Annotated in this window: 20 protein-coding genes; 9 read left to right on the top strand and 11 right to left on the bottom strand. The window is 68.2% G+C overall.

Going from position 1 to position 18,824, the window contains the following annotated elements:
- From ACPCHZ_RS26525 to ACPCHZ_RS26515, 3 genes are read right to left on the bottom strand one after another with little or no spacing between them, the layout of a single operon-like run.
- Positions 1-330 carry a hypothetical protein gene (locus ACPCHZ_RS26525; protein WP_364984437.1) on the bottom strand — a complete coding sequence of 110 codons (330 nt, stop codon included), beginning with the start codon at positions 328-330 and terminating at the stop codon, positions 1-3.
- Complete coding sequence (locus ACPCHZ_RS26520; RefSeq protein WP_264013263.1) at positions 323-1,675, bottom strand: aromatic ring-hydroxylating oxygenase subunit alpha; 1,353 nt, start codon at positions 1,673-1,675, stop codon at positions 323-325. Before ACPCHZ_RS26520 ends, ACPCHZ_RS26525 begins: the two co-directional genes overlap by 8 nt.
- A gap of 7 nt (positions 1,676-1,682) precedes the next feature.
- Positions 1,683-2,216 (bottom strand): carboxymuconolactone decarboxylase family protein, encoded by a 534-nt coding sequence (locus ACPCHZ_RS26515; RefSeq protein ID WP_423487482.1) that lies wholly within the window; start codon positions 2,214-2,216, stop codon positions 1,683-1,685.
- Positions 2,217-2,474: 258 nt separating this feature from the next.
- Here ACPCHZ_RS26515 and ACPCHZ_RS26510 point away from each other — a divergent pair, with 258 nt between their 5' ends.
- The 6 genes from ACPCHZ_RS26510 to ACPCHZ_RS26485 all read left to right on the top strand — a co-directional run bounded on the left by ACPCHZ_RS26510 (position 2,475) and on the right by ACPCHZ_RS26485 (position 9,345).
- Positions 2,475-3,770, top strand: coding sequence for an amidohydrolase family protein (locus tag ACPCHZ_RS26510; protein WP_423487481.1), 1,296 nt, complete (start codon positions 2,475-2,477; stop codon positions 3,768-3,770).
- Positions 3,771-3,863: 93 nt separating this feature from the next.
- Complete coding sequence (locus ACPCHZ_RS26505; protein ID WP_423487564.1) at positions 3,864-5,030, top strand: acyl-CoA dehydrogenase family protein; 1,167 nt, start codon at positions 3,864-3,866, stop codon at positions 5,028-5,030.
- A complete protein-coding gene (locus ACPCHZ_RS26500) occupies positions 5,030-5,788 on the top strand; it encodes an SDR family NAD(P)-dependent oxidoreductase (protein WP_423487480.1) in 759 nt (252 codons plus the stop codon). The genes ACPCHZ_RS26505 and ACPCHZ_RS26500 overlap by 1 nt, the downstream gene beginning before the upstream one ends.
- 12 nt (positions 5,789-5,800) lie before the next feature.
- Positions 5,801-7,009 carry a CaiB/BaiF CoA transferase family protein gene (locus ACPCHZ_RS26495; RefSeq protein ID WP_423487479.1) on the top strand — a complete coding sequence of 403 codons (1,209 nt, stop codon included), beginning with the start codon at positions 5,801-5,803 and terminating at the stop codon, positions 7,007-7,009.
- A 25-nt stretch (positions 7,010-7,034) separates the two neighbouring features.
- Complete coding sequence (locus ACPCHZ_RS26490) at positions 7,035-8,183, top strand: thiolase family protein (protein WP_423487478.1); 1,149 nt, start codon at positions 7,035-7,037, stop codon at positions 8,181-8,183.
- A 13-nt stretch (positions 8,184-8,196) separates the two neighbouring features.
- Positions 8,197-9,345 (top strand): acyl-CoA dehydrogenase family protein, encoded by a 1,149-nt coding sequence (locus tag ACPCHZ_RS26485; protein WP_423487477.1) that lies wholly within the window; start codon positions 8,197-8,199, stop codon positions 9,343-9,345.
- An 11-nt stretch (positions 9,346-9,356) separates the two neighbouring features.
- Here ACPCHZ_RS26485 and ACPCHZ_RS26480 read toward each other — a convergent pair whose 3' ends face one another.
- Positions 9,357-10,184 carry a class I SAM-dependent methyltransferase gene (locus ACPCHZ_RS26480; protein ID WP_423487476.1) on the bottom strand — a complete coding sequence of 276 codons (828 nt, stop codon included), beginning with the start codon at positions 10,182-10,184 and terminating at the stop codon, positions 9,357-9,359.
- 205 nt (positions 10,185-10,389) lie between these two features.
- Here ACPCHZ_RS26480 and ACPCHZ_RS26475 point away from each other — a divergent pair, with 205 nt between their 5' ends.
- Complete coding sequence (locus ACPCHZ_RS26475) at positions 10,390-11,022, top strand: TetR/AcrR family transcriptional regulator (RefSeq protein WP_364984456.1); 633 nt, start codon at positions 10,390-10,392, stop codon at positions 11,020-11,022.
- A gap of 14 nt (positions 11,023-11,036) precedes the next feature.
- Complete coding sequence (locus ACPCHZ_RS26470) at positions 11,037-11,543, top strand: hypothetical protein (protein WP_423487563.1); 507 nt, start codon at positions 11,037-11,039, stop codon at positions 11,541-11,543.
- A gap of 6 nt (positions 11,544-11,549) precedes the next feature.
- Here the strand turns inward: ACPCHZ_RS26470 and ACPCHZ_RS26465 are convergent, their stop codons facing one another.
- The 4 genes from ACPCHZ_RS26465 to ACPCHZ_RS26450 are packed head-to-tail and all read right to left on the bottom strand — an operon-like array spanning position 11,550 to position 15,524.
- Positions 11,550-12,515, bottom strand: coding sequence for an NADPH:quinone oxidoreductase family protein (locus ACPCHZ_RS26465; RefSeq protein ID WP_423487562.1), 966 nt, complete (start codon positions 12,513-12,515; stop codon positions 11,550-11,552).
- A 5-nt stretch (positions 12,516-12,520) separates the two neighbouring features.
- The gene (locus tag ACPCHZ_RS26460) at positions 12,521-13,507 is read right to left on the bottom strand and encodes a phosphotransferase family protein (RefSeq protein ID WP_423487561.1); all 987 of its coding nucleotides are present in this window, start codon (positions 13,505-13,507) and stop codon (positions 12,521-12,523) included.
- 44 nt (positions 13,508-13,551) lie between these two features.
- A complete protein-coding gene (locus ACPCHZ_RS26455; RefSeq protein ID WP_423487475.1) occupies positions 13,552-14,853 on the bottom strand; it encodes an acyl-CoA dehydrogenase family protein in 1,302 nt (433 codons plus the stop codon).
- Positions 14,854-14,867: 14 nt separating this feature from the next.
- Positions 14,868-15,524, bottom strand: coding sequence for a TetR/AcrR family transcriptional regulator (locus tag ACPCHZ_RS26450; RefSeq protein WP_423487474.1), 657 nt, complete (start codon positions 15,522-15,524; stop codon positions 14,868-14,870).
- A 75-nt stretch (positions 15,525-15,599) separates the two neighbouring features.
- Between ACPCHZ_RS26450 and ACPCHZ_RS26445 the strand changes: the two genes are divergently transcribed.
- Positions 15,600-16,124, top strand: coding sequence for a VOC family protein (locus tag ACPCHZ_RS26445; RefSeq protein ID WP_423487473.1), 525 nt, complete (start codon positions 15,600-15,602; stop codon positions 16,122-16,124).
- A gap of 29 nt (positions 16,125-16,153) precedes the next feature.
- On the opposite strand, the gene ACPCHZ_RS26440 is transcribed toward ACPCHZ_RS26445, so the two are convergent.
- The 3 genes from ACPCHZ_RS26440 to ACPCHZ_RS26430 are packed head-to-tail and all read right to left on the bottom strand — an operon-like array spanning position 16,154 to position 18,795.
- Entirely contained in the window at positions 16,154-17,113 is a 960-nt protein-coding gene (locus tag ACPCHZ_RS26440; protein ID WP_423487472.1) for a TIGR03564 family F420-dependent LLM class oxidoreductase, read from the bottom strand.
- A 9-nt stretch (positions 17,114-17,122) separates the two neighbouring features.
- Positions 17,123-17,866 (bottom strand): hypothetical protein, encoded by a 744-nt coding sequence (locus tag ACPCHZ_RS26435; RefSeq protein ID WP_423487471.1) that lies wholly within the window; start codon positions 17,864-17,866, stop codon positions 17,123-17,125.
- On the bottom strand, positions 17,863-18,795 hold the full coding sequence (locus ACPCHZ_RS26430) for an NAD-dependent epimerase/dehydratase family protein (protein WP_423487470.1): 933 nt from the start codon (positions 18,793-18,795) through the stop codon (positions 17,863-17,865). Before ACPCHZ_RS26430 ends, ACPCHZ_RS26435 begins: the two co-directional genes overlap by 4 nt.
- Positions 18,796-18,824: the final 29 nt, after the last annotated feature.

Below are 18,824 nucleotides of genomic sequence, written 5' to 3'. Positions count from 1 at the left end.
CTAGACCACCGGCTCCTTGATGAGCTTGATGTAGGCCGCGCCGCTGTCGAGCACGCGCGGCTGCTTCCACACCTCGATCGGGAAACTCACCATGACGATCGACTGGCCAAGGTGCACCAGTGCTTTGGCGTCGTCCGGCATGCCCTCGAGCGGGAACCGGGCGTCGACGTAGACCATGATGTCCTCGAGGCGGGCGATGCCCGCGTCGTACAGTTCCTGCATCTCGGCCATGGTCGAGTTCAGCCGCTTCGCGTACCGCTCCTCCTCGGTGGGCAGGCACCAGTCGGCGAACCGCTCGAGATCGGCGAACTCCTCGGGCAACTTAGACATTCACTGAATCCTTCGCTGAGTCCTCCGACGTGGTGGCGGCGTGCTTCCCGTTGGGGGAACCGTTCCCCTTCGCCAGCGACTCCTTGTACCTGTCAACGTACTGGTGAGCCGTCATGTGCAGGTGGCGAAGCAGGATCTCCTGGTCGCACAGGGGGAAGTCCGTCACCACCCGGGTGCCGATCTGGGTCTGGGTGGCCTCGAGGGTGTTGGCGTCCTGGAACGCGTACTCCTTGAACGTCACCGCGGCCAGTTCCTGGGAGAGCCGCTCGCGGAGGTTCTTCGGCGGCACGAAGTAGAGATCTGCCTCGAAGATGTGCTTGTCCACCGCGGTGGGCCAGTAGTTGTAGGTGAGGTACCACCCCGGGGCCCAGAACAGCAGGGTGAAGTTCGGGAAGAACTCGAACGAGTCCGTGCCCCAGGACTTGTGCCGCCCGGGGTTGATGGCCGGCGGCAGTTCCTCGGGCAGGATGCCCTTGATGTCGGGACGATCCCACGGCCCGAACAGGCCGCTGTGCAGGATCCGCTCGATCGGCTTGACCATGCTGAGGTCCTTCGGCGGCGACATGCCGCCCCACGACGACACCATCGAGTGGTCGCCCTTGATGTCGTAGGCCAGTGCCTCGAAGCCGAACTTGGCCAGCTTCTCGGCCTCCTCCTTCTCCGCCTGCTTCATGTGCAGGATCGGCGCGTGGTAGAACTCGGTGAACGCGTCGATGAAGAGCTTCCAGTTCGCGTTGATCTCCGAGCGGTAGCTGTAGTGCTCGGTCATCTCGTGGAACGGATAGCCCTCGAGCCCTTCGGCGAACTCACCGAGGTACTCCCGCAGCGGCGCGGCGTCGTCGTCGTAGTTGACGAAGATGAAGCCCTCCCACACCTCGCAGCGGACCGGCACCAGGCCGTAGTCGGACTTGTCGAGGTCGAAGAACTCACCCTCCTGCTGCACGAAGGTGAGGTCGCCGTTCAGCGCGTAGCGCCAGGCGTGGTACTTGCAGGTGAACTGCCTGCAGACGCCGGACACCTCTTCGCCGGGGAAGTCGCTCCACACCAGCTTGTTTCCGCGGTGCCGGCACAGGTTGTGGAAGGCGCGGACGACTTCCTCTTTGTCCTTGACGATGATCACCGAGGTACCTGGACCCACCGAAGGCAGCTCACGGGTGAAGTAGCTGCCCTTCTTGGGCAACTGCTCGACGCGGCCGATCTTGAGCCAGGTCTTCTTGAAGATGGCCTGCTGTTCGAGCAGCCAGTGCTCCGGATCGATCGAGTCCTCGTAATTGACCGGCGCGGTGCCGAGTTCGGGCCAGTTCTCGGTCCAGCTGCCTGCTGCCGGTTTCTGGAAGAACGCCATCAGTGTGTTACCTCTCCTGCTTGTCGAGCTGGACGCCGAACGTGTTGAAGGCCATGGCCAGCATGTTGTAGGTGCCGACGGTGAAGATGAGATCCATCCGCTGACGCTCGTCGAGACGCTCGCCGAGCGCGGTCCAGGTCTCGTCGGTCAGTCCGTTGTTGTCGTCGAGTTCGTCGACCGCGGCGAGCACGAGCCGGTCGAAGTCGTCGTCGGCCTCGCCGCGACGCACCGACTCGATCTCGTCGTCGGTGACGCCGAGCATCTTGGCCATCGACGTGTGGTGCGCCCACTCATAGGGGGATTCGCGCCGGTGTGCCACCCGCAGGATGGCGAGTTCGCGCAGCCGCGGGTCCAGCGTGGAGCTGAACAGCAGGTGCAGGTTCAGCGGCATGAACGCCTTGGTCAGCGCGGGGTGGTGGACCATGGTCGACATCGCGTTGCCTGCCCCATCGGGGTTCTGGCGGGCGCGCGGGAGGAAGCCGCGCAGCGATCCGACGACCTCGTCGTCCCATTGTTCTGCCGGCAACGGGGCCAGGCGCACGGTCTCTCCCTTCGTATGCGACCAGCGAGCGACTCTCACTTAGGAGAATCCGGTTCTCATTTCTGACTAAGAGGTTTCCATCTTTCGCCCCGATGGTCAATAGCAGACGTGTGACCAGCGGCGCAGCCGCCGGTGAAACCTGTGGTCGATCATGGTCTACGTTGATTCTCGCCGGGCGAGAAGCTAGTTTTCTCAGTAGGAGAACACAGTCGGGCAACACGTCACCGGCCCGCGCGGCCGGTATCGGAAGGAACCGCGATGAACTACGACGACATGATCCTGATCAGCGTGGACGATCACATCATCGAGCCGCCGGACATGTTCAAGAACCATCTGCCCGCGAAGTACCGGGACGAGGCGCCGCGACTGGTGCACAACCCGGACGGCTCGGACACCTGGCAGTTCCGCGACACGGTGATCCCGAACGTCGCCCTCAACGCGGTCGCGGGCCGGCCCAAGGAGGAGTACGGCCTGGAACCCCAGGGCCTCGACGAGATCCGCAAGGGCTGCTGGGACCCGAACGAGCGGGTCAAGGACATGAACGCCGGCGGCGTGCTGGCCACCATGAACTTCCCGTCGTTCCCCGGCTTCGCGGCACGGTTGTTCGCCACCGAGGATGCGGAGTTCTCGCTGGCGCTGGTGCAGGCCTACAACGACTGGCACATCGACGAGTGGTGCGGGTCCAACCCCGGGCGGTTCATCCCGATGGCGATCCCGGCGATCTGGGATCCGCAGCTGTGCGCCGACGAGGTGCGCCGGGTGTCGAAGAAGGGCGTGCACTCGCTGACGTTCACCGAGAACCCCTCGACCCTGGGCTACCCCTCCTTCCACGATCTCGAGCACTGGAAGCCGTTGTGGGAGGCGCTGGTCGAGACCGAGACCATCATGAACGTCCACATCGGCTCGTCGGGGAAGCTGGCGATCACCGCCCCGGATGCGCCGATGGACGTGATGATCACGCTGCAGCCGATGAACATCGTGCAGGCCGCGGCGGATCTGTTGTGGTCCAAGCCGATCAAGGAGTACCCCGACCTGAGGATCGCGCTGAGCGAGGGCGGCACCGGGTGGATCCCGTACTTCCTCGACAGGGTGGACCGCACCTACGACATGCACTCGACGTGGACCCATCAGGACTTCGGCGGCAAGCTGCCCTCGGAGGTGTTCCGCGAGCACTTCCTGACGTGTTTCATCTCCGACCCGGTCGGAGTGAAGAACCGCCACGAGATCGGCATCGACAACATCTGCTGGGAGATGGACTACCCGCACAGCGACTCGATGTGGCCCGGCGCGCCCGAAGAACTCGGCAAGGTGTTCGACACCTACGACGTGCCGGACGACGAGATCAACAAGATCACCCACGAGAACGCGATGCGCTGGTACCACTTCGAACCCTTCAAGCACATCCCGAAGGAGCAGGCCAATGTCGGGGCGCTGCGCAAGGCGGCCGAGGGACATGACGTGTCGATCCAGGCGCTGTCGAAGAAGGAGAAGACGGGCGCCAACTTCGCCGACTTCGCGGCCAATGCGAAAGCCGTCAGCGGCGCCAGGGACTGAGGCCGGCGGCGCACCACCGGCGCGGCGACACGATCCGGTCGCGCCGGTGCACAGAGTTCGATGACGAGGACGGAGATTGCAGTGTCGGGCGGAATGAGCTTCGAGCTCACCGAGGACCAGGAACTGATCCGCAAGTCGGTACGGGAACTGGCCTCGAAGTTCGATGACAGTTACTGGATGGATAAGGACCTCGCGCACGAGTTCCCGCGCGAGTTCTACGACGCCATCGCCAGTGGCGGCTGGCTGGGGATGACAATCCCCGAGGAGTACGGCGGGCACGGCCTCGGCATCACCGAGGCGACCATCCTGGCAGAGGAGGTGGCCCGCTCCGGCGGTGCGATGAACGCCGCCAGCGCCATCCACCTGTCGATCTTCGGCATGCAGCCGGTGGTGGTGTTCGGCTCCGACGAGATGAAGGCCGCCACGCTGCCCCGGATCGTCGACGGGTCGCTGCACGTGTGCTTCGGCGTCACCGAACCCGGTGCGGGACTCGACACCTCGCGCATCACCACGTTCGCCAAGCGGGACGGCGGCGATTACGTCATCAACGGCCGCAAGGTGTGGATCTCCAAGGCGCTCGAGTCGGAGAAGATCCTGCTGCTGGCCCGCACCACGCCCTACGACGACGTCACGAAGAAGACCGACGGCCTGTCGCTGTTCCTCACCGACCTCGACCGCGACCACGTCGACATCCGGCCGATCAAGAAGATGGGCCGCAACGCCGTCAGCTCCAACGAGTTGTTCATCGACGATCTGCGCGTGCCGGTCGAGGACCGGATCGGCGACGAGGGCAAGGGATTCCAGTACATCCTGCACGGGCTCAACCCCGAGCGGATGCTGATCGCCGCCGAGGCGCTCGGCATCGGACGCGTGGCGCTGGACCGTGCGGTGAAATACGCCAACGAACGGGTGGTGTTCGGCCGGCAGATCGGCATGAACCAGGGCATCCAGTTCCCACTCGCCGATTCGCTGGCCCGCCTCGACGCCGCGGAACTGATCCTGCGCAAGTCGACCTGGCTCTACGACAACGGCAAGCCGTGCGGCCGCGAGGCCAACATGGCCAAGTACCTCTGCGCCGACGCGGGATTCGGCGCCGCCGACCGTGCCCTCCAGACGCACGGCGGCATGGGGTACTCGGAGGAGTACAACATCTCCCGCTACTTCCGCGAGTCGCGGCTGATGAAGATCGCCCCGGTGAGCCAGGAGATGATCCTGAACTTCCTGGCGGCGAATGTGCTCGGCCTGCCCAAGAGTTACTGATGAGCGGGTATTTCGATCTGACCGGCCGCGCGGCGCTGGTCACCGGAGCCGCGGGCGGCATCGGCTCGGCGGTCGCCACCGCGCTGGCCGAGGCCGGCGCGGCGGTGCTGGTCACCGACCTCGACAAGGACGCGGCGGCCGCGGTCGCCGAGCGCATCGCGAACGCGGGCGGCACGGCGCAGGCCGCGGCGCTCGACGTGTCGGATCCCGACTCGGCTGCGGCCGCCACCCAGCAGGCGGCCGCCCTGGCCGACGGCGCGCTGCACATCGTGGTCAACAACGCCGGGGTGACCAGGCCGTCGATGTTCGGCAAGACGACCCAGGACTCGATGCGGCTGCTGTTCGACGTGCACGTGCTCGGGGCGTTCACCGTCACCCAGGCGGCGCTGCCGTACGTGCCGACCGACGGCACCGGGCGGATCATCAACGTGACGTCCGCGGCAGGCCTGACCGGCACGCTGGGCCAGGTGAACTACTCGGCCGCCAAGGCGGCGATCATCGGTTTCACCAAGTCACTGGCCCGCGAACTGGCCATCAAGAACATCATGGTCAACGCGCTGGCACCGCTGGCGGCCACGCCGATGACCGAGACCATCCGCACCAACGAGAAGTTCGCGGCCAACATGATGAACCGCATCCCGCTGAAGCGGTGGGCCGAACCATCCGAGGTGGCCGGCGCGTTCGTCTTCATGGCCTCCGACGCCGCGTCCTACGTCACCGGCCAGGTGCTGCCGGTCGACGGCGGCATGGTCATGTGATGATCGGACACGATGACTGATCAGGCGCCGCTCGCCGGCATCACCGTGGTGACGCTGGAGCAGGCGGTGTCGGCGCCGATGTGCACCCGGGTCCTCGCCGACTTCGGCGCCCGGGTGATCAAGGTGGAGAACCCCAACGGTGGCGACTTCGCCCGCCACTACGACGACGTCGTCAAGGGCCAGGCCGCCCACTTCGTGTGGTGCAACCGCGGCAAGGAGTCGGTCACGCTCGACCTCAAGGCCGCAGGCGGCATGGAGGTGCTGCACCGGCTGCTCGACGGCGCCGACGTGCTGGTGTCCAACCTGGCGCCGGGTGCGATGGCGCGGATGGGCCTGGCCGCCGCGGACCTGGAAATCCGTCACCCGCAGGTGATTCCGGTCGAGATCGACGGTTACGGACCCGGTGGTCCGATCTCGGAGAAGCGGGCGTACGACCTGCTCATCCAGGCCGAATCCGGAGCGTGCGCGGTCACCGGGTATCCCGGCATGCCGGCCAAACCCGGTCCGCCGGTGGCCGACATCTCGACCGGGCTCTACGCGGCGCTGTCGATCGTGACGCTGCTCTACGCCCGCGGGCACCGCAGCGGCGGCACGGCCCCGTCGGTGGCCGTCAGTCTCTTCGACACCATGACCGACATCATGGGCTATCAGCTGACCTACACCCAGCACTCCGGCATCGACCAGGAGCCGCTCGGCATGAGTTCGCCCGCGGTGGCGCCCTACGGTTCGTTCCCCACCGGTGACGGCCAGACCGTGGTGCTCGGCACCACGAACGACCGTGAGTGGCAACGGCTCGCCCGCGAGATCATCGACCGGCCCGATCTGGCCGACGACGCGGCGTACGCCACCAACTCCGACCGCGTCCGGCGCCGCGACGCGCTCAACGACGCGATCGGAACGTGGTGTGCGCAACACGATCTGGCGCACATCCAGAAGAAGGCCGACGCCGCCGGGATCGGCAACTCCCGCTACAACCTGCCCAGCGAGGTCGTCGCACACCCGCACCTGGCCGCCCGCGACCGGTGGCGGCCGGTGGACACCCCGGGAGGCGAGATCATGGCGCTGCGCCCGCCGCCGGTGATCTCGGACTTCGAGCAGCCGATGGGCGCGGTGCCGGGGCTGGGGCAGCACACCGACGACGTGCTCAGCGGGATCGGCCTGACCGCCGAGGAGATCGCCGCGCTGCGCGAGCAGCGGGCGATCGGCCCGGCCTACCAGTAGTTCTCGAGTGGATCGGAGCAGTCTCATGCGCGAAACGGTGATCGTCGAGGCGGTGCGCACGCCGGTCGGCAAGCGCAACGGCGGCCTGTCAGGGATGCACGCGGCGGACCTGTCCGCGATCGTCCTCAACGAACTCGTCGAACGCGCCGGTGTCGACCCCGAGGTGATCGACGACGTGGTGTGGGGCTGCGTCTCGCAGGTCGGCGACCAGTCGAGCAACATCGGCCGGTATTCGGTGCTGGCCGCGGGCTGGCCCGAACACATCCCCGGCACGACGGTGAACCGCGCGTGCGGGTCCAGCCAGCAGGCGCTGGACTTCGCTGTGCAGGCGGTGATGTCGGGTCAGCAGGACATCGTGGTGGCCGGCGGTGTCGAGGTGATGAGCCGGGTGCCGCTCGGCGCCGCGAGGTCGACCGGAATGCCCTACGGCCCGAAAGTGCTTGCGCGCTACCCGGACTTCGGATTCAACCAGGGCATCTCGGCCGAGCTGATCGCCGAGAAGTGGGGCTTCTCCCGCACCCGGCTCGACGAGTACTCGGTGCGCTCGCACGAACTGGCCGCCGCCGCGCAGGACGACAAGGCGTTCGACGCGCAGATCGTGCCGGTGTTCCCGGACGGTGCCGAGCCATTGGTCTCCGACGAAGGTGTCCGGCGGGGCAGCACGGTCGAGAGACTCGCCGGGCTCAAGCCGGCGTTCGCCGAGGACGGCGTCATCCATGCCGGCAACTCGTCACAGATCTCCGACGGCGCCGCGGCGCTGCTGGTGATGTCCGAGGACAACGCGATCGCCCTCGGCCTGACCCCGCTCGTGCGCTACCGCGCCGGCGCGGTCACCGGTGCCGATCCGGTGCTGATGCTCACCGGGCCGATCCCGGCCACCGAGAAGGTGCTGCACAAGGCGGGCGTCGGGATCGACGAGATCGGTGTGTACGAGGTCAACGAGGCGTTCGCACCGGTTCCGCTGGCGTGGCTTGCCGACACCGGCGCAGACGAGGCCAGGCTCAACCCGCTCGGCGGGGCGATCGCGCTGGGCCACCCGCTCGGCGCATCCGGCGCGGTGCTGATGACCCGGATGATCCATCACATGCAGCACAACGGAATTCGCTACGGGTTGCAGACCATGTGCGAGGGCGGCGGCACCGCCAACGCCACGCTGGTCGAACTCGTCGCCTGACGCTAGGAGACCCATGCAGCGGAACCTGTTCACCGAGGACCACGAGGCGTTCCGGCAGCTCGCCCGCGACTTCGTCGAGAAGGAGGTGGTGCCGAGCTACCCGGAGTGGGAGAAGGCCGGCCGGATGCCTCGCGACGTCTTCAAACAGATGGGCGCGCTCGGCATGCTCGGCATGGCGATCCCGGAGGAGTACGGCGGTTCGGGCATCCCCGATTACCGCTACAACGTGGTGTTGCAGGAGGAGGCGGCGCGGGCGCTGGTGACGCTGTCGACAGTGCGCACGCAGCTCGAGGTGATCCTGCCGTACTTCCTGCACTACGCGAACGACGAACAGCGCAGTCGCTGGTTCCCCGGTCTGGCCGACGGGACCCTGCTGTCCGCCGTCGCGATGACCGAGCCCGGAACGGGTTCGGACCTCGCCGGGGTGCGCACCACCGCGGTGCGGGACGGTGACGACTGGATCGTCAACGGCGCCAAGACGTTCATCACCGGCGGGATCCAGGCCGACCTGGTCGTGGTGGTGGCCCGCACGTCGACCGACCCGGACAACCGGCGCAAGGGGTTGTCGCTGCTGGTGGTCGAGGACGGTATGGCCGGCTTCACCCGAGGCCGCGAGCTCGAGAAGATGGGCTGCAAGGTGCAGGACACCGCCGAGCTGTCCTTCGCCGACGTCCGGGTGCCCGCGGCGAACCTGCTGGGGGAGGAGGGCGAGGCGTTCTCCTACCTCGGCCACAACCTGCCGCAGGAGCGGCTGACGGTGGCGGTCGGTTCGGTCGCCCAGGCCCGTTCGGCCATCACCGCGGCCATCGGGTACACCCGTGACCGCAAGGCGTTCGGCACGCCGGTGGCGTCCTTCCAGAACACGAAGTTCGAGTTGGCCTCCTGCTCGACGGAGGTGGAGGCGGCCCAGGCGATGCTCGACCGCGCGGTGGCGCTGCACGTCGACGGCGAACTGTCGCCCGCCGACGCGGCACGGGTCAAGTTGTTCTGCACCGAGATGCAGGCCCGCGTGGTGGACCGCTGCCTGCAGTTGTTCGGCGGCTACGGGTACATGATGGAGTACCCGATCGCCCGGCTGTACACGGACGCGCGGGTGGCCCGCATCTACGCGGGCACCAGCGAGGTGATGAAGGTGATCATCGCCAAGTCGCTCGGCCTGTAGAGCCGCGTCCGTCAGGCCTTGACCGCGGTCAGCAGCAGGTACTCCCAGTCCATGCTCTTCGACGCGTCCAGCACGCTGTCACCCACCTCGGCGATCTCCGCGTCGAGCGCCGCCACCCGGTCCGGGTCGCCTTCGATGTTGCGGTAGACCGCGATCGTCGGCCCGTAGGTGGCCTTGAAGTAGTCGCGGAACTCCGCGCCGTCGGCGAAGTGGTCGACCTTCAGCATCCTGCGCTCGGTGACGACGTCGGTGACGCGGTCGCCCAGGAGGGCGCGGACGTGATCCTCCCGGCCCCACAGCGGCGGGGGCTGCGCACCCTCGGGGGGTGGCGGAGCGTACGGCTTCATCGCCGCCCACAACTTGCCGATGTGCCCCTCGGGTGTCCAGGAGATCAGCCCGATCCTGCCGCCCGGCTTGCAGACTCGCACCATCTCGTCAGCAGCCTGCTGGTGGAACGGTGCGAACATCACGCCGATGGACGACATCACCACGTCGAATTCGTCGTCGCCGAACGGCAGTTCGTGCGCGTTCGCCTCGCGCCACTCGAGGTCGACGCCGCGCTCGGCGGCCGACCGGGCGCCGGCCTCCAACAGATCCGGGCACAGATCGCTGGCGACGACACTCGCCCCGGTCTGCGCGGCGGGGATCGATGCGTTGCCGGTGCCGGCCGCCACGTCCAGCACGCGGTCGCCCTTCGCTATCCCGGTTGCGGCCACCAGCACGGGCCCGAGAGGCGACACCAGCTCCGCCGCGAGCCTCGGATAGTCACCGGTGGCCCACATGGCGCGGTGTTTGGTCGCCACCGCTTGATGGTCGACGGTCGATGATGGGTTGGTCATGGTGGCCTCCTCGGTGTGTCTGCGCCCCCACATCGTGCGCTCGCCAGCGCGGGCTCGGGGCGGGTTCTGCCACCTTGGTCGCGGCACCCGCCGCACGTGACCAGCGTGTGATCGGCTCCCGAAACCTTTGTCTGATGAGACTCTTGTCACACCGGTCAAACCAACCTACTGTGTGTTCAGTCGGTTGGTTGAACGAAGGAGTTCGGTGTCCGCGCTGCAGTCGCCACGGCCCTACGCCACATTGCTCGCCAAGGGTGAGGACCGTCGTCAGCGCATCCTCGGAGTCGCCGAACGGCTGCTGGCCCGCAACGGCTGGCGCAACACCTCGCTGGCCCAGATCGCTCGCGAGGCGGGCGTCACGCCCGCCGGGCTGCTGCACCACTTCGAATCCAAGGAACAGCTGCTCAACGCGGTGCTCGACGCCCGCGACTTCGACGATGACACCCACGCGGACCGCTCCGGCGACCTGTTCCAGGAGATCGCGCGGGTGGCCGAACGCTTCCAGCGGGCGCCCGAACTGGTGGGCACGTTCACCGTGCTGCTGGTGGAGAACATCGCGCCCGACGCGCCGCTGCACGACCGGCTCGTCACACGGCACCGAGCCGCGGTGGACATCGTGGCCGAGATCATCCGACGCGGTCAGCTCGCCGGTCGGTATCGCCAGGGGATCGACGCGGCCACCAAGGCCGTCGAGATCCTCGCCTTCGTCAACGGAATGGAGACCTCATGGTTACTCGATCCTTCGATACCCCTGACCGAGGCGTTCAAGGGGTACGCCGAGATGCTGGCCCGCGAGTTCACCCCCGTGGCGGACCACAGCGTGGTGATGGCGAAGTGAGCGTGGAATTCGACATGAGGTACCGGCTCGACGTCGTCGCCCCCTCGGTGTGCGACGCCGTGAAGTTCGCCGGCGGCTGGCTCTACGACCGCGCGATGGCGGGCTGGGACGTCACCGTGCTGCTCGATTGCGACGGCGAGGACGTGCGGCCGCTGGAGATCCTCGGCGCGGTCGTGATGGATCTCGAATCGGTGCTGCAGTCATGGGCCCAGCGGCCTCATCCGCAGACCGTCGCGGTGTCGGCCGACATGTTCGCCGCCGACCCCCGGGTGCGCATGCATGTGCTCACCGCGCTGAACCAGGGCATGACCGAGGTCACCCTGTGGGGTGAGCAGTGGCCGGCCGAGCTGGAGAGCAACGTCGACGCGGTACGGCACGAACTCAGCGCGGCAGCCCGGGCGTTCAAGGCCCAGGCGCTGACCGCCGTGGGCGACCCGGACGGCGTGGGCTACATCGAGACCTTCCGCTGCGGCGAGATGGCGTGTCCCTCGGTGGCCGCGGATCTGATCCCGGCCGGCTGACGCGGATCACCGGAGGTCGATGACCACCTTGCCGACGGCCTGACCGTCGGCCACCCGACGCAGCGCCGACGCCGCGTCGGCAAGCGGGTAGACCGCGCCGATGTGCGGGGCCACGCGTCCCGACTCGAACAGCGCCCGCAATTCGCTCTCGTTGCGGGTGTATTCGCCGGGGTCGACGTCACCGAACTGGAATCCGACGATCTGCACGCCCTTCACGAGCACCAGGTTGAGCGGGATGCGCGGGATCTCACCGGAGGCGAAGCCGACCGTGACGAAGCGGCCACCGCGGCGCAGCGACCGCAGGGCGGGCTCGGACAGGGACCCGCCCACCGGGTCGACGACCGCGGCCGCGCCGTCGGGAACCACGGCGCGCAACGCTTGGCGCAGCCCGCCGGCACGGTGGTCGACGACGTGGCGGGCCCCGTGTTCGGTGGCGGCGGCCAGCTTCTCCGCGGAGGAGGCGACCGCGACGACCTCGGCGCCCAGTGCCGCGCCGAGCGTCACCGCGGCCAGCCCGACACCGCCACCGGCGCCCAGCACGATCAGCGGGTCGCCTGCGCCGATCCGCGCCGTCGAACGCAACGCGTGGTGGGCCGTCCGATAGGCCACCCCGAACGCCGCCGCGGTCGGCATGTCCACACCGTCGGGGATGCGCTGCACGCCGTCGGCGGCCACCGCGACCTCCTCGGCGAACGCCCCGTACATCCCGGTGCCGCTCACCCGGTCGCCGACCGCGACATCCGTTGTATGCGGACCGCATTCGACGACCGTGCCGGCGAACTCGCTGCCCGGCACGAACGGTGGCGCGACGCTGAGCTGGTAGTCGTCGGCGATCAGCAGCACATCGGGGAAGTTCACCGCGGCGGCCTCGACCCGCACCCGCACCTGCCCGGCCGCCGGAACCGGCGCAGGCATCCGTTCGATGCGCACCACCTCCGGCGGCCCGTACCGCGGGCAGACGGCGGCTCTGATCGTCGTCACCGGTAGTCGGTGGATTCGGCGAGATCGGCGGCCGAGGCCATCAGCGCGGGCACGATCGGACCGAACGCCTGCAGCTTCTCGTCGTCACCCGCACGCTGGTAGCCCTGTTCGAGCACGATCGCGAGCTTCCACCGGGCCAGCACCAGGTAGTAGTCCAGATCGTCGACCTGCCGTCCGGAGACCTCGGCCCAGTGCGCGACGACCTGGTCGCGCGACGGCATCCCGCGCATGTCGACGTAATCCATCTCCGACGGTTGGGGATCGGCCGTGTCGACAGGCCAGCTCTGCACCATCCACGCCAGGTCGAGCTTCGGGTCGCCGACGGTGCCCATCTCCCAGTCGACGATCGCCGCCATCCGAGCCGGTGCGCCGTGCCGGTACATGACGTTGGCGAACTGGTAGTCGCCGTGCATCAGGCCGGGGACGAAGTCGATCGGCCGATGGGCACGCAGCCACGCGGTGGCGGTGTCGAGGCCGTCGATGTCGCGGCCTCTGATGCGGTCGAAGAATCCGGTCCAGCGGTCTACCTGTCTCTCGTGGAATCCGTCGGGCCTACCCAGATCGGCGAGCCCGCGACCACGCCAGTCGACCTTCGACAGCAGCCCGATGCCCTCGGCGAGCTGGTAGGCAAGGCCGGGCCGGGCGGCGGGGTCGGAACCGAACGGCTCGGGCCAGTGCCGTTGATCCATCGGCGACCAGCCGTCCACGAATCCCATCAGGTAGAACGGCCGGCCCAGCACCGCCGGGTCGGCGCACACCCCGATCGCGGCGGTGTGCGGCACCTCGGTGCCGTCGAGCGCCTCGATGATGCGCCACTCCCGCAGGATGCCCCTGTCCCGGTCGGGCGGGGCGCCGGGCGGGGGCATGCGCAGCACGCAATTCGTTGCGCCGCGGCGGATCTCGTAGATCACGTTCTGCGTTCCGCCGGACAGGAAGCGGGTCTCGAGCGGCTCTCCCGCACCGGGCAGCGAGGCCTCGTCCATCCATGCGGTGAGTCGCGCGGTGTCCAAGCCGCTGTCCGAGTCGCTCACAGGTTGCCGACCTCGTTCTCCAGGAAGTCGGCGTACTTCGCCCGGGCCGCCTCGCGCTTGCGCGGAATCCACTCGGTGGGCCAGACGTCGTCGGTGGGCCGGTAGTCGCGCAGTACCTGCTTGGCCACCGTGGTCTTGTGCACCTCTGTCGGCCCGTCGGCCAGGCCCATCACCGCGGCGCCGGTCACCATGCCGAGGAACGGCATCTCGTTGGTCACCCCGAGCGCGCCGTGAACCTGCATGGCGCGCCAGGCGATGTCGTGCAGCACGGTCGGCATCGCCACCTTGACCGCGGCGATGTCCTTGCGGACCTTCTTGTAGTCGTTGTACCTGTCGATCTCCCACGCCGTGTAGAGCACCATCAGCCGGAACTGCAGCAGCTGTGCGTAGGAGTCGGCGATGTAGCCCTGCACGAACTGCTTGTCGGAGAGCCGGCTGCCCTGGGTCTCCCGGCTGAGCGCCCGTTCGCACATCATGTCGATCGCTCTGCGGGCCAGGCCGATCGTGCGCATGGCGTGGTGGATCCGACCGCCGCCGAGCCGGGTCTGCGCGATGACGAACGCCTGACCCTCACCGCCGAGCAGCGCCTCCGCGGGCACCCGGACGTTGTCGTAGTGAATCAGGGCGTGGCTGCCCTCGTTCTCACGCTCGCCGTACAGCCCGATGTTGCGCACGATGTCGACGCCGGGGGTGTCGGTGGGCACCAGGAACATCGACATTCCCTGGTAGGCGCTGACATCCGGGTTGGTCACCACCATCACGATGAGGAAGGACGCGGTCGCGGCATTCGACGAGAAGAACTTCTGGCCGTTGATCACCCAGTCGTCGCCGTCGCGCACCGCGCTCGTGCGGAACAGCGTCGGGTCGGCACCGGCATGCGGCTCGGTCATCGAGTAGCAGGAGAACATCTCACCGTCCAGCAGCGGGCGCAGATAGCGCTCCTTCTGGGCGTCGGTGCCGTAGTGCGCGATGATCTCGGCGTTGCCGGTGTCGGGCGCCTGGCAGCCGAAAACGATGGGAGCCCACTGCGAACGGCCGAGGATCTCGTTGAGCAGCGCCAGCTTCAACTGCCCATAGCCCTGACCGCCGAGGTCGGCGCCCAGGTGCGTGGCCCACAGCCCGCGGCGGCGCACCTCCTCCTTGAGCGGGCCGATGACCTTGCGCCGGTTCTCGTCCAGCGGCGTGAACTGCTGGTGTGGGAAGGCGAGGTCGAGTGGTTCGACCTCCTCGCGGACGAACTCGTCGGCCCAGTCCAGCACCTTCTGGTACTCGGGGTCGGTCTCGAAATCCCACGCCATCGTGGTCTCCTTCGTTATCGGGATTCGGCCCGGTTGTGACCGGTGATCAGTGCCGTGATGTCCGCGCCGACGACGGCGGCGAACGAGCGGTCGCCGAAGGCGCCTGCGGCCCAGTGCCGGGCGCCCTCACTGACGAGGGTGTGGGCCAGGTACGCCAGGTGGGTGACGTCGACGTGGTCCGCCAATGCGCCGTTCTGCTGGGCCTTCTCGAACAGTTCGGTGAACATCCCCGCCTCGTCGGCGACCGGTTCCTCGCCCGCGAGGATCCGGTGCTCGTGCCGATAGCCCTCGAGGATGGCGGCGATGACGAGTTCGGGGGGGTTGCGCCCCATCGACTTCTCCAGATCCGCGAGCGCGGCGGCGATCGCCTGGCTCAGCTCGAACGGCCTGTCGATCATCGCGAGCACCGTCCGCCGAGCAGACTGCGTCGACATCACGCCGACTTCGAACAGCACGTCCTCTTTGCGGGGGAAGTAGAAGTAGAACAGCGCCTTGGAGACGCCTGCGGCCCTGCAGATGTCGGCGACGGTGGTCCCGGCGTAGCCGTTGGTGCGCCACAACGCCATCGCTGCCTGCACCAGCATGCGCTTGGTCTCCCGCGACCGGGCCTGTTGTAGCGACGCTCGGCGCTGACCACGGTCAACCATCGACCGACCGCCCGTCACCGCCATGAACGCCGAATCTAGCAGTATTCTCGCATTTCACAAGAGTTGACCGATGACCAACTTCAGCCGTACCGTCGACGTGTGCCCGAGTCGCCGTTCGCCGGTCCGGTCCGCCAGTTCGGCTACGTGGTGGACGACTTCGATCGAGCACTGGACGGGTGGCTGGCCGCCGGGGTGGGTCCATGGTTCGTGCTGCGCGGACTGCGGCAGGCGGGGCTGTACCGCGGTGAGCCGTGTGAGGTGACGCTGTCGATCGGGATGACCAACATCGGCGACATGCAGATCGAGGTGATCCAGCAGGAGGACGACGCGCCGTCGGTCTACTCGGAGTTCCTGGCCTCCGGCCGCCACGGGTTCCATCAATTGGCATGGTGGGTCGACGATGTCGACGCGGCGCTGCGCAGCGCCGCGGACCGGGGATGGCCGGTGGTGTGGTCCGGCGGCCAGGACGTCGGTGTCCGGTTCGCCTACGTGGAGCCGCAGGCGGGTCCGGCGGAGATCTACGAGATCACCGAACGCAGCGACGCGATCGTCGGCCTGGACGCGATGATCCGCGCCGCCGTCACCGGCTGGGACGGCAGCGATCCGGTGCGCAGACTGAACTGACTGTCGCGCACACTCGCGGCGAAGTGGTGCTAGGTGAGGTCGGCCGCGAGCGAGGCCACGAATTCCTCGGTGCGACGGCGCGATTCCCGCCGTGCCGCGGTGTCGGCGCCGAGGGGAACCACCCGGGCGGCGAGGTCGGTGACACCGGCGTCGCGGTAGCGGCGCAACCGGGCGACCACCGCCGACTCGTCACCGGCCGCCATGGTGTCGCCGACATCCTGTGCGTCGCCGTGCTCGAGCAGGCGGACGTAGTTGGGGGAGAAGTCGGCGTGGCCGAGCACCTCGCTGGCGTACGCGCGGGCGTCGTCCACCTCGCTCGCGGCGCACAGCGCGACCGGGACGCCGGCGACGATCCGGGGCGCCGGGCGGCCCGCGCCGTCGGCCGCGGCGGTGATCCGGGGGGCGATGTGGCTGTCGATCGTGCGCTCGTCGGCCATCCACAGGATGGTGCCGCCGGCCCGCTCACCGGCCAGGCGCAGCATCACCGGTCCCAGCGCGGCGATCAGCATCGGGGTGGTGAAAGTGTCGGTGACGTCGATGGTTCCGTGAACGCGATGGCCGCCGTTCTCCACGTCGACCGCCCCGGGACCGGACAATGCGGCACCGAGCACGTCGAGGTACTCGGCCACCTGCCGGGCCGGCCGATCGTAGGACAGGCCGAGCTGTCCGTCGATGATCCAGTAGTGCGAGGGCCCGATGCCGAGTGCGAACCGTCCGCCGCACGCCACCTGGGTCGTCAAGGCCTGCTGCGCCATGATCAGTGGGTGCCGGGTCTGGATGGGCACGACGGCCGTGCCGAGTTCGATGCGCTCGGTGACCCGGCCGAGCAGCGCGACCGCTGTCATCGCATCGAGATAGCCGGGCACCTGGGGGAACCAGAACGACGCGAATCCGGCGTTCTCTGCGGCTGTTCCGTCGGCGAGTAGGCCGTCGAGCCGTTGCGCGCGCGGGCGTTCCCGGTCGGAACCGACCATCAGACCGATTCTCATCGCGACTCGCTACGGCACATGGCGATCCCATTCATGCGGCACGACGGTGTGGAAGGGCGCGACCAGCAGAGGCTCCGCATCACCGTCGGCCCAGCGCTGTTCCAGCGCGGGAGCCAACCGCCCGGCGACCGTCACCGGGTCGTCGTCGGTGAAGCAGTACGTCAGCAGCTGGCCGTCGTCCGCACTGGCGAGACTCGCGTCCACCCGGTGTGAGGTGGCGGACCAGGTTCCTGCCACCCCCTCGACATCGGTGAGTCCGGTCGGCGTCCGGTCCCCGGTCTCCAGGATGAGCACCACCCCACGAAAAGGCCACCACGGCAGCACATCGGCGCCCACCTTGATCCGTGCGGCCGCCTGCTTGTCGGTCACGGTGTAGACGCCGCGCTGAACCGGTGGCAGCAGCGCCAGTTTGCGACCCCCGTCGCCGAGCGCTGTGGACAGTTCGTTGAACGCCGTCAGGCCGGTCCGGTCGGTGAAGAAATACGTCATCACGTGATCGATCGCCTCGAAGCGCTCGTCGCCTGCCGGGCGCGCCGCGCGGCACTGCGGGGTCGAGACCAACCGCACCGACGCCCGCACACCCGGCAACCGGTGCTGCTCGGGCCGGTGGTCGAGGGTGTGCCAGCGCAGGTACTCGGCGTCGCGGCCGTCCGGGTGGCGGCGCGCCATCGAGACGAACAGGGTGCCGATGTCGCCCCGTCCGGCGGCGAGTACGCCGTCCAGTTGATCCGACGGTGTTCCCGGCAGTGTCACTGCGCGCCTCCAGCGGTGGGGGGTTGGGACTCGGCGAGTGCGAGCTCTGGGTGTCGCGCCGCGACCATGCGCCGGAAGCCCTCGCGCCATGGCACTTTCGTCCGGCCGAGAATCTGGTGCATGCGCGTCACATCGGGCCACAGCGGCGTGTGCGCGTCGGCACGGTAGTCGAACACCGGCTCGACACCGACCAGCGACCCGAGGTAGGCGCAGTAGTCCTCGACGCTGACGGTCTCACTGCCCGCCCAGTTCACCACCACCGGCGGCGTGCCTGCGACCTCCATCGCGCGGATGCCGAACTCGACGTAGTCGTCCTCGTAGATGGGGTTGTAGTTGTTCGGACGGTCCGGATGCAACCGAATCGTCTTGCCGGCCAGCATCATCTCCAGCCGATCGGCGGGTGCCCCACCTTCGGGCCCGTATGTCGAGCAGATGCGGATGATCGTGAGTGGGATGTCGAACCGCTTCGCGATCCAGGTGCAGACCGATTCGGCGGCGACCTTGGAGAAGCTGTAGTTCGCACGCAGCGGAACCCCCGGCGGGTCGTCCTCTCGCAGCGGCCGCCGGCCCTGGTAGCCGTAGATGGAACCGGTCGAGCAGAACACGAAGCCCTTGACGCCGCGGCAGTGGTGCAGCAGATCGCCGGAGTGCTGGGCGTTCGTGGTGAGGCAGCCGGCCCAGTCGTCGGTGCCGGTGTCGACGGCGGCGTGGAAGACGTACGTGAAATCGTCGGGCAGCGCGGAGAAGTCGCCGGTGCTCATGTCGAGCGCCAGGGGAGTGATCCCGGCGGCGGACAGCTTCTCCCGGTCCGCGGGGTCCCGCAGGCGGGCGGCGCCCCACACCTCGTTGCGTCCGGCCAGGGCACGGGCGATCGGGAAGGCGATCTTGCCGGTGGCGCCGGTGACGAGGATCTTCTCCGAGTCGAGCATTCCTTCAGTCTTAGCGCACCTCGACCAAA

This window comes from Mycobacterium sp. NPDC050041, assembly GCF_049541695.1.
In the GTDB taxonomy this organism is placed as follows: domain Bacteria; phylum Actinomycetota; class Actinomycetes; order Mycobacteriales; family Mycobacteriaceae; genus Mycobacterium.
Note: the sequence above shows the minus strand (reverse complement) of the source record. Positions and strands in the feature narration are given on the sequence as shown.

Coding starts and splice junctions, on each gene's coding strand:
- ACPCHZ_RS26485 (WP_423487477.1), top strand. CDS start 8,197: ATGCAGCGGAACCTGTTCACCGAGGACCACGAGGCGTTCCGGCAGCTC.
- ACPCHZ_RS26495 (WP_423487479.1), top strand. CDS start 5,801: ATGACTGATCAGGCGCCGCTCGCCGGCATCACCGTGGTGACGCTGGAG.
- ACPCHZ_RS26480 (WP_423487476.1), bottom strand. CDS start 10,184: ATGACCAACCCATCATCGACCGTCGACCATCAAGCGGTGGCGACCAAA.
- ACPCHZ_RS26450 (WP_423487474.1), bottom strand. CDS start 15,524: ATGGCGGTGACGGGCGGTCGGTCGATGGTTGACCGTGGTCAGCGCCGA.
- ACPCHZ_RS26490 (WP_423487478.1), top strand. CDS start 7,035: ATGCGCGAAACGGTGATCGTCGAGGCGGTGCGCACGCCGGTCGGCAAG.
- ACPCHZ_RS26505 (WP_423487564.1), top strand. CDS start 3,864: ATGAGCTTCGAGCTCACCGAGGACCAGGAACTGATCCGCAAGTCGGTA.
- ACPCHZ_RS26440 (WP_423487472.1), bottom strand. CDS start 17,113: ATGAGAATCGGTCTGATGGTCGGTTCCGACCGGGAACGCCCGCGCGCG.
- ACPCHZ_RS26510 (WP_423487481.1), top strand. CDS start 2,475: ATGAACTACGACGACATGATCCTGATCAGCGTGGACGATCACATCATC.
- ACPCHZ_RS26430 (WP_423487470.1), bottom strand. CDS start 18,795: ATGCTCGACTCGGAGAAGATCCTCGTCACCGGCGCCACCGGCAAGATC.
- ACPCHZ_RS26525 (WP_364984437.1), bottom strand. CDS start 330: ATGTCTAAGTTGCCCGAGGAGTTCGCCGATCTCGAGCGGTTCGCCGAC.
- ACPCHZ_RS26455 (WP_423487475.1), bottom strand. CDS start 14,853: ATGGCGTGGGATTTCGAGACCGACCCCGAGTACCAGAAGGTGCTGGAC.
- ACPCHZ_RS26520 (WP_264013263.1), bottom strand. CDS start 1,675: ATGGCGTTCTTCCAGAAACCGGCAGCAGGCAGCTGGACCGAGAACTGG.
- ACPCHZ_RS26470 (WP_423487563.1), top strand. CDS start 11,037: ATGAGGTACCGGCTCGACGTCGTCGCCCCCTCGGTGTGCGACGCCGTG.
- ACPCHZ_RS26500 (WP_423487480.1), top strand. CDS start 5,030: ATGAGCGGGTATTTCGATCTGACCGGCCGCGCGGCGCTGGTCACCGGA.
- ACPCHZ_RS26460 (WP_423487561.1), bottom strand. CDS start 13,507: ATGGACGAGGCCTCGCTGCCCGGTGCGGGAGAGCCGCTCGAGACCCGC.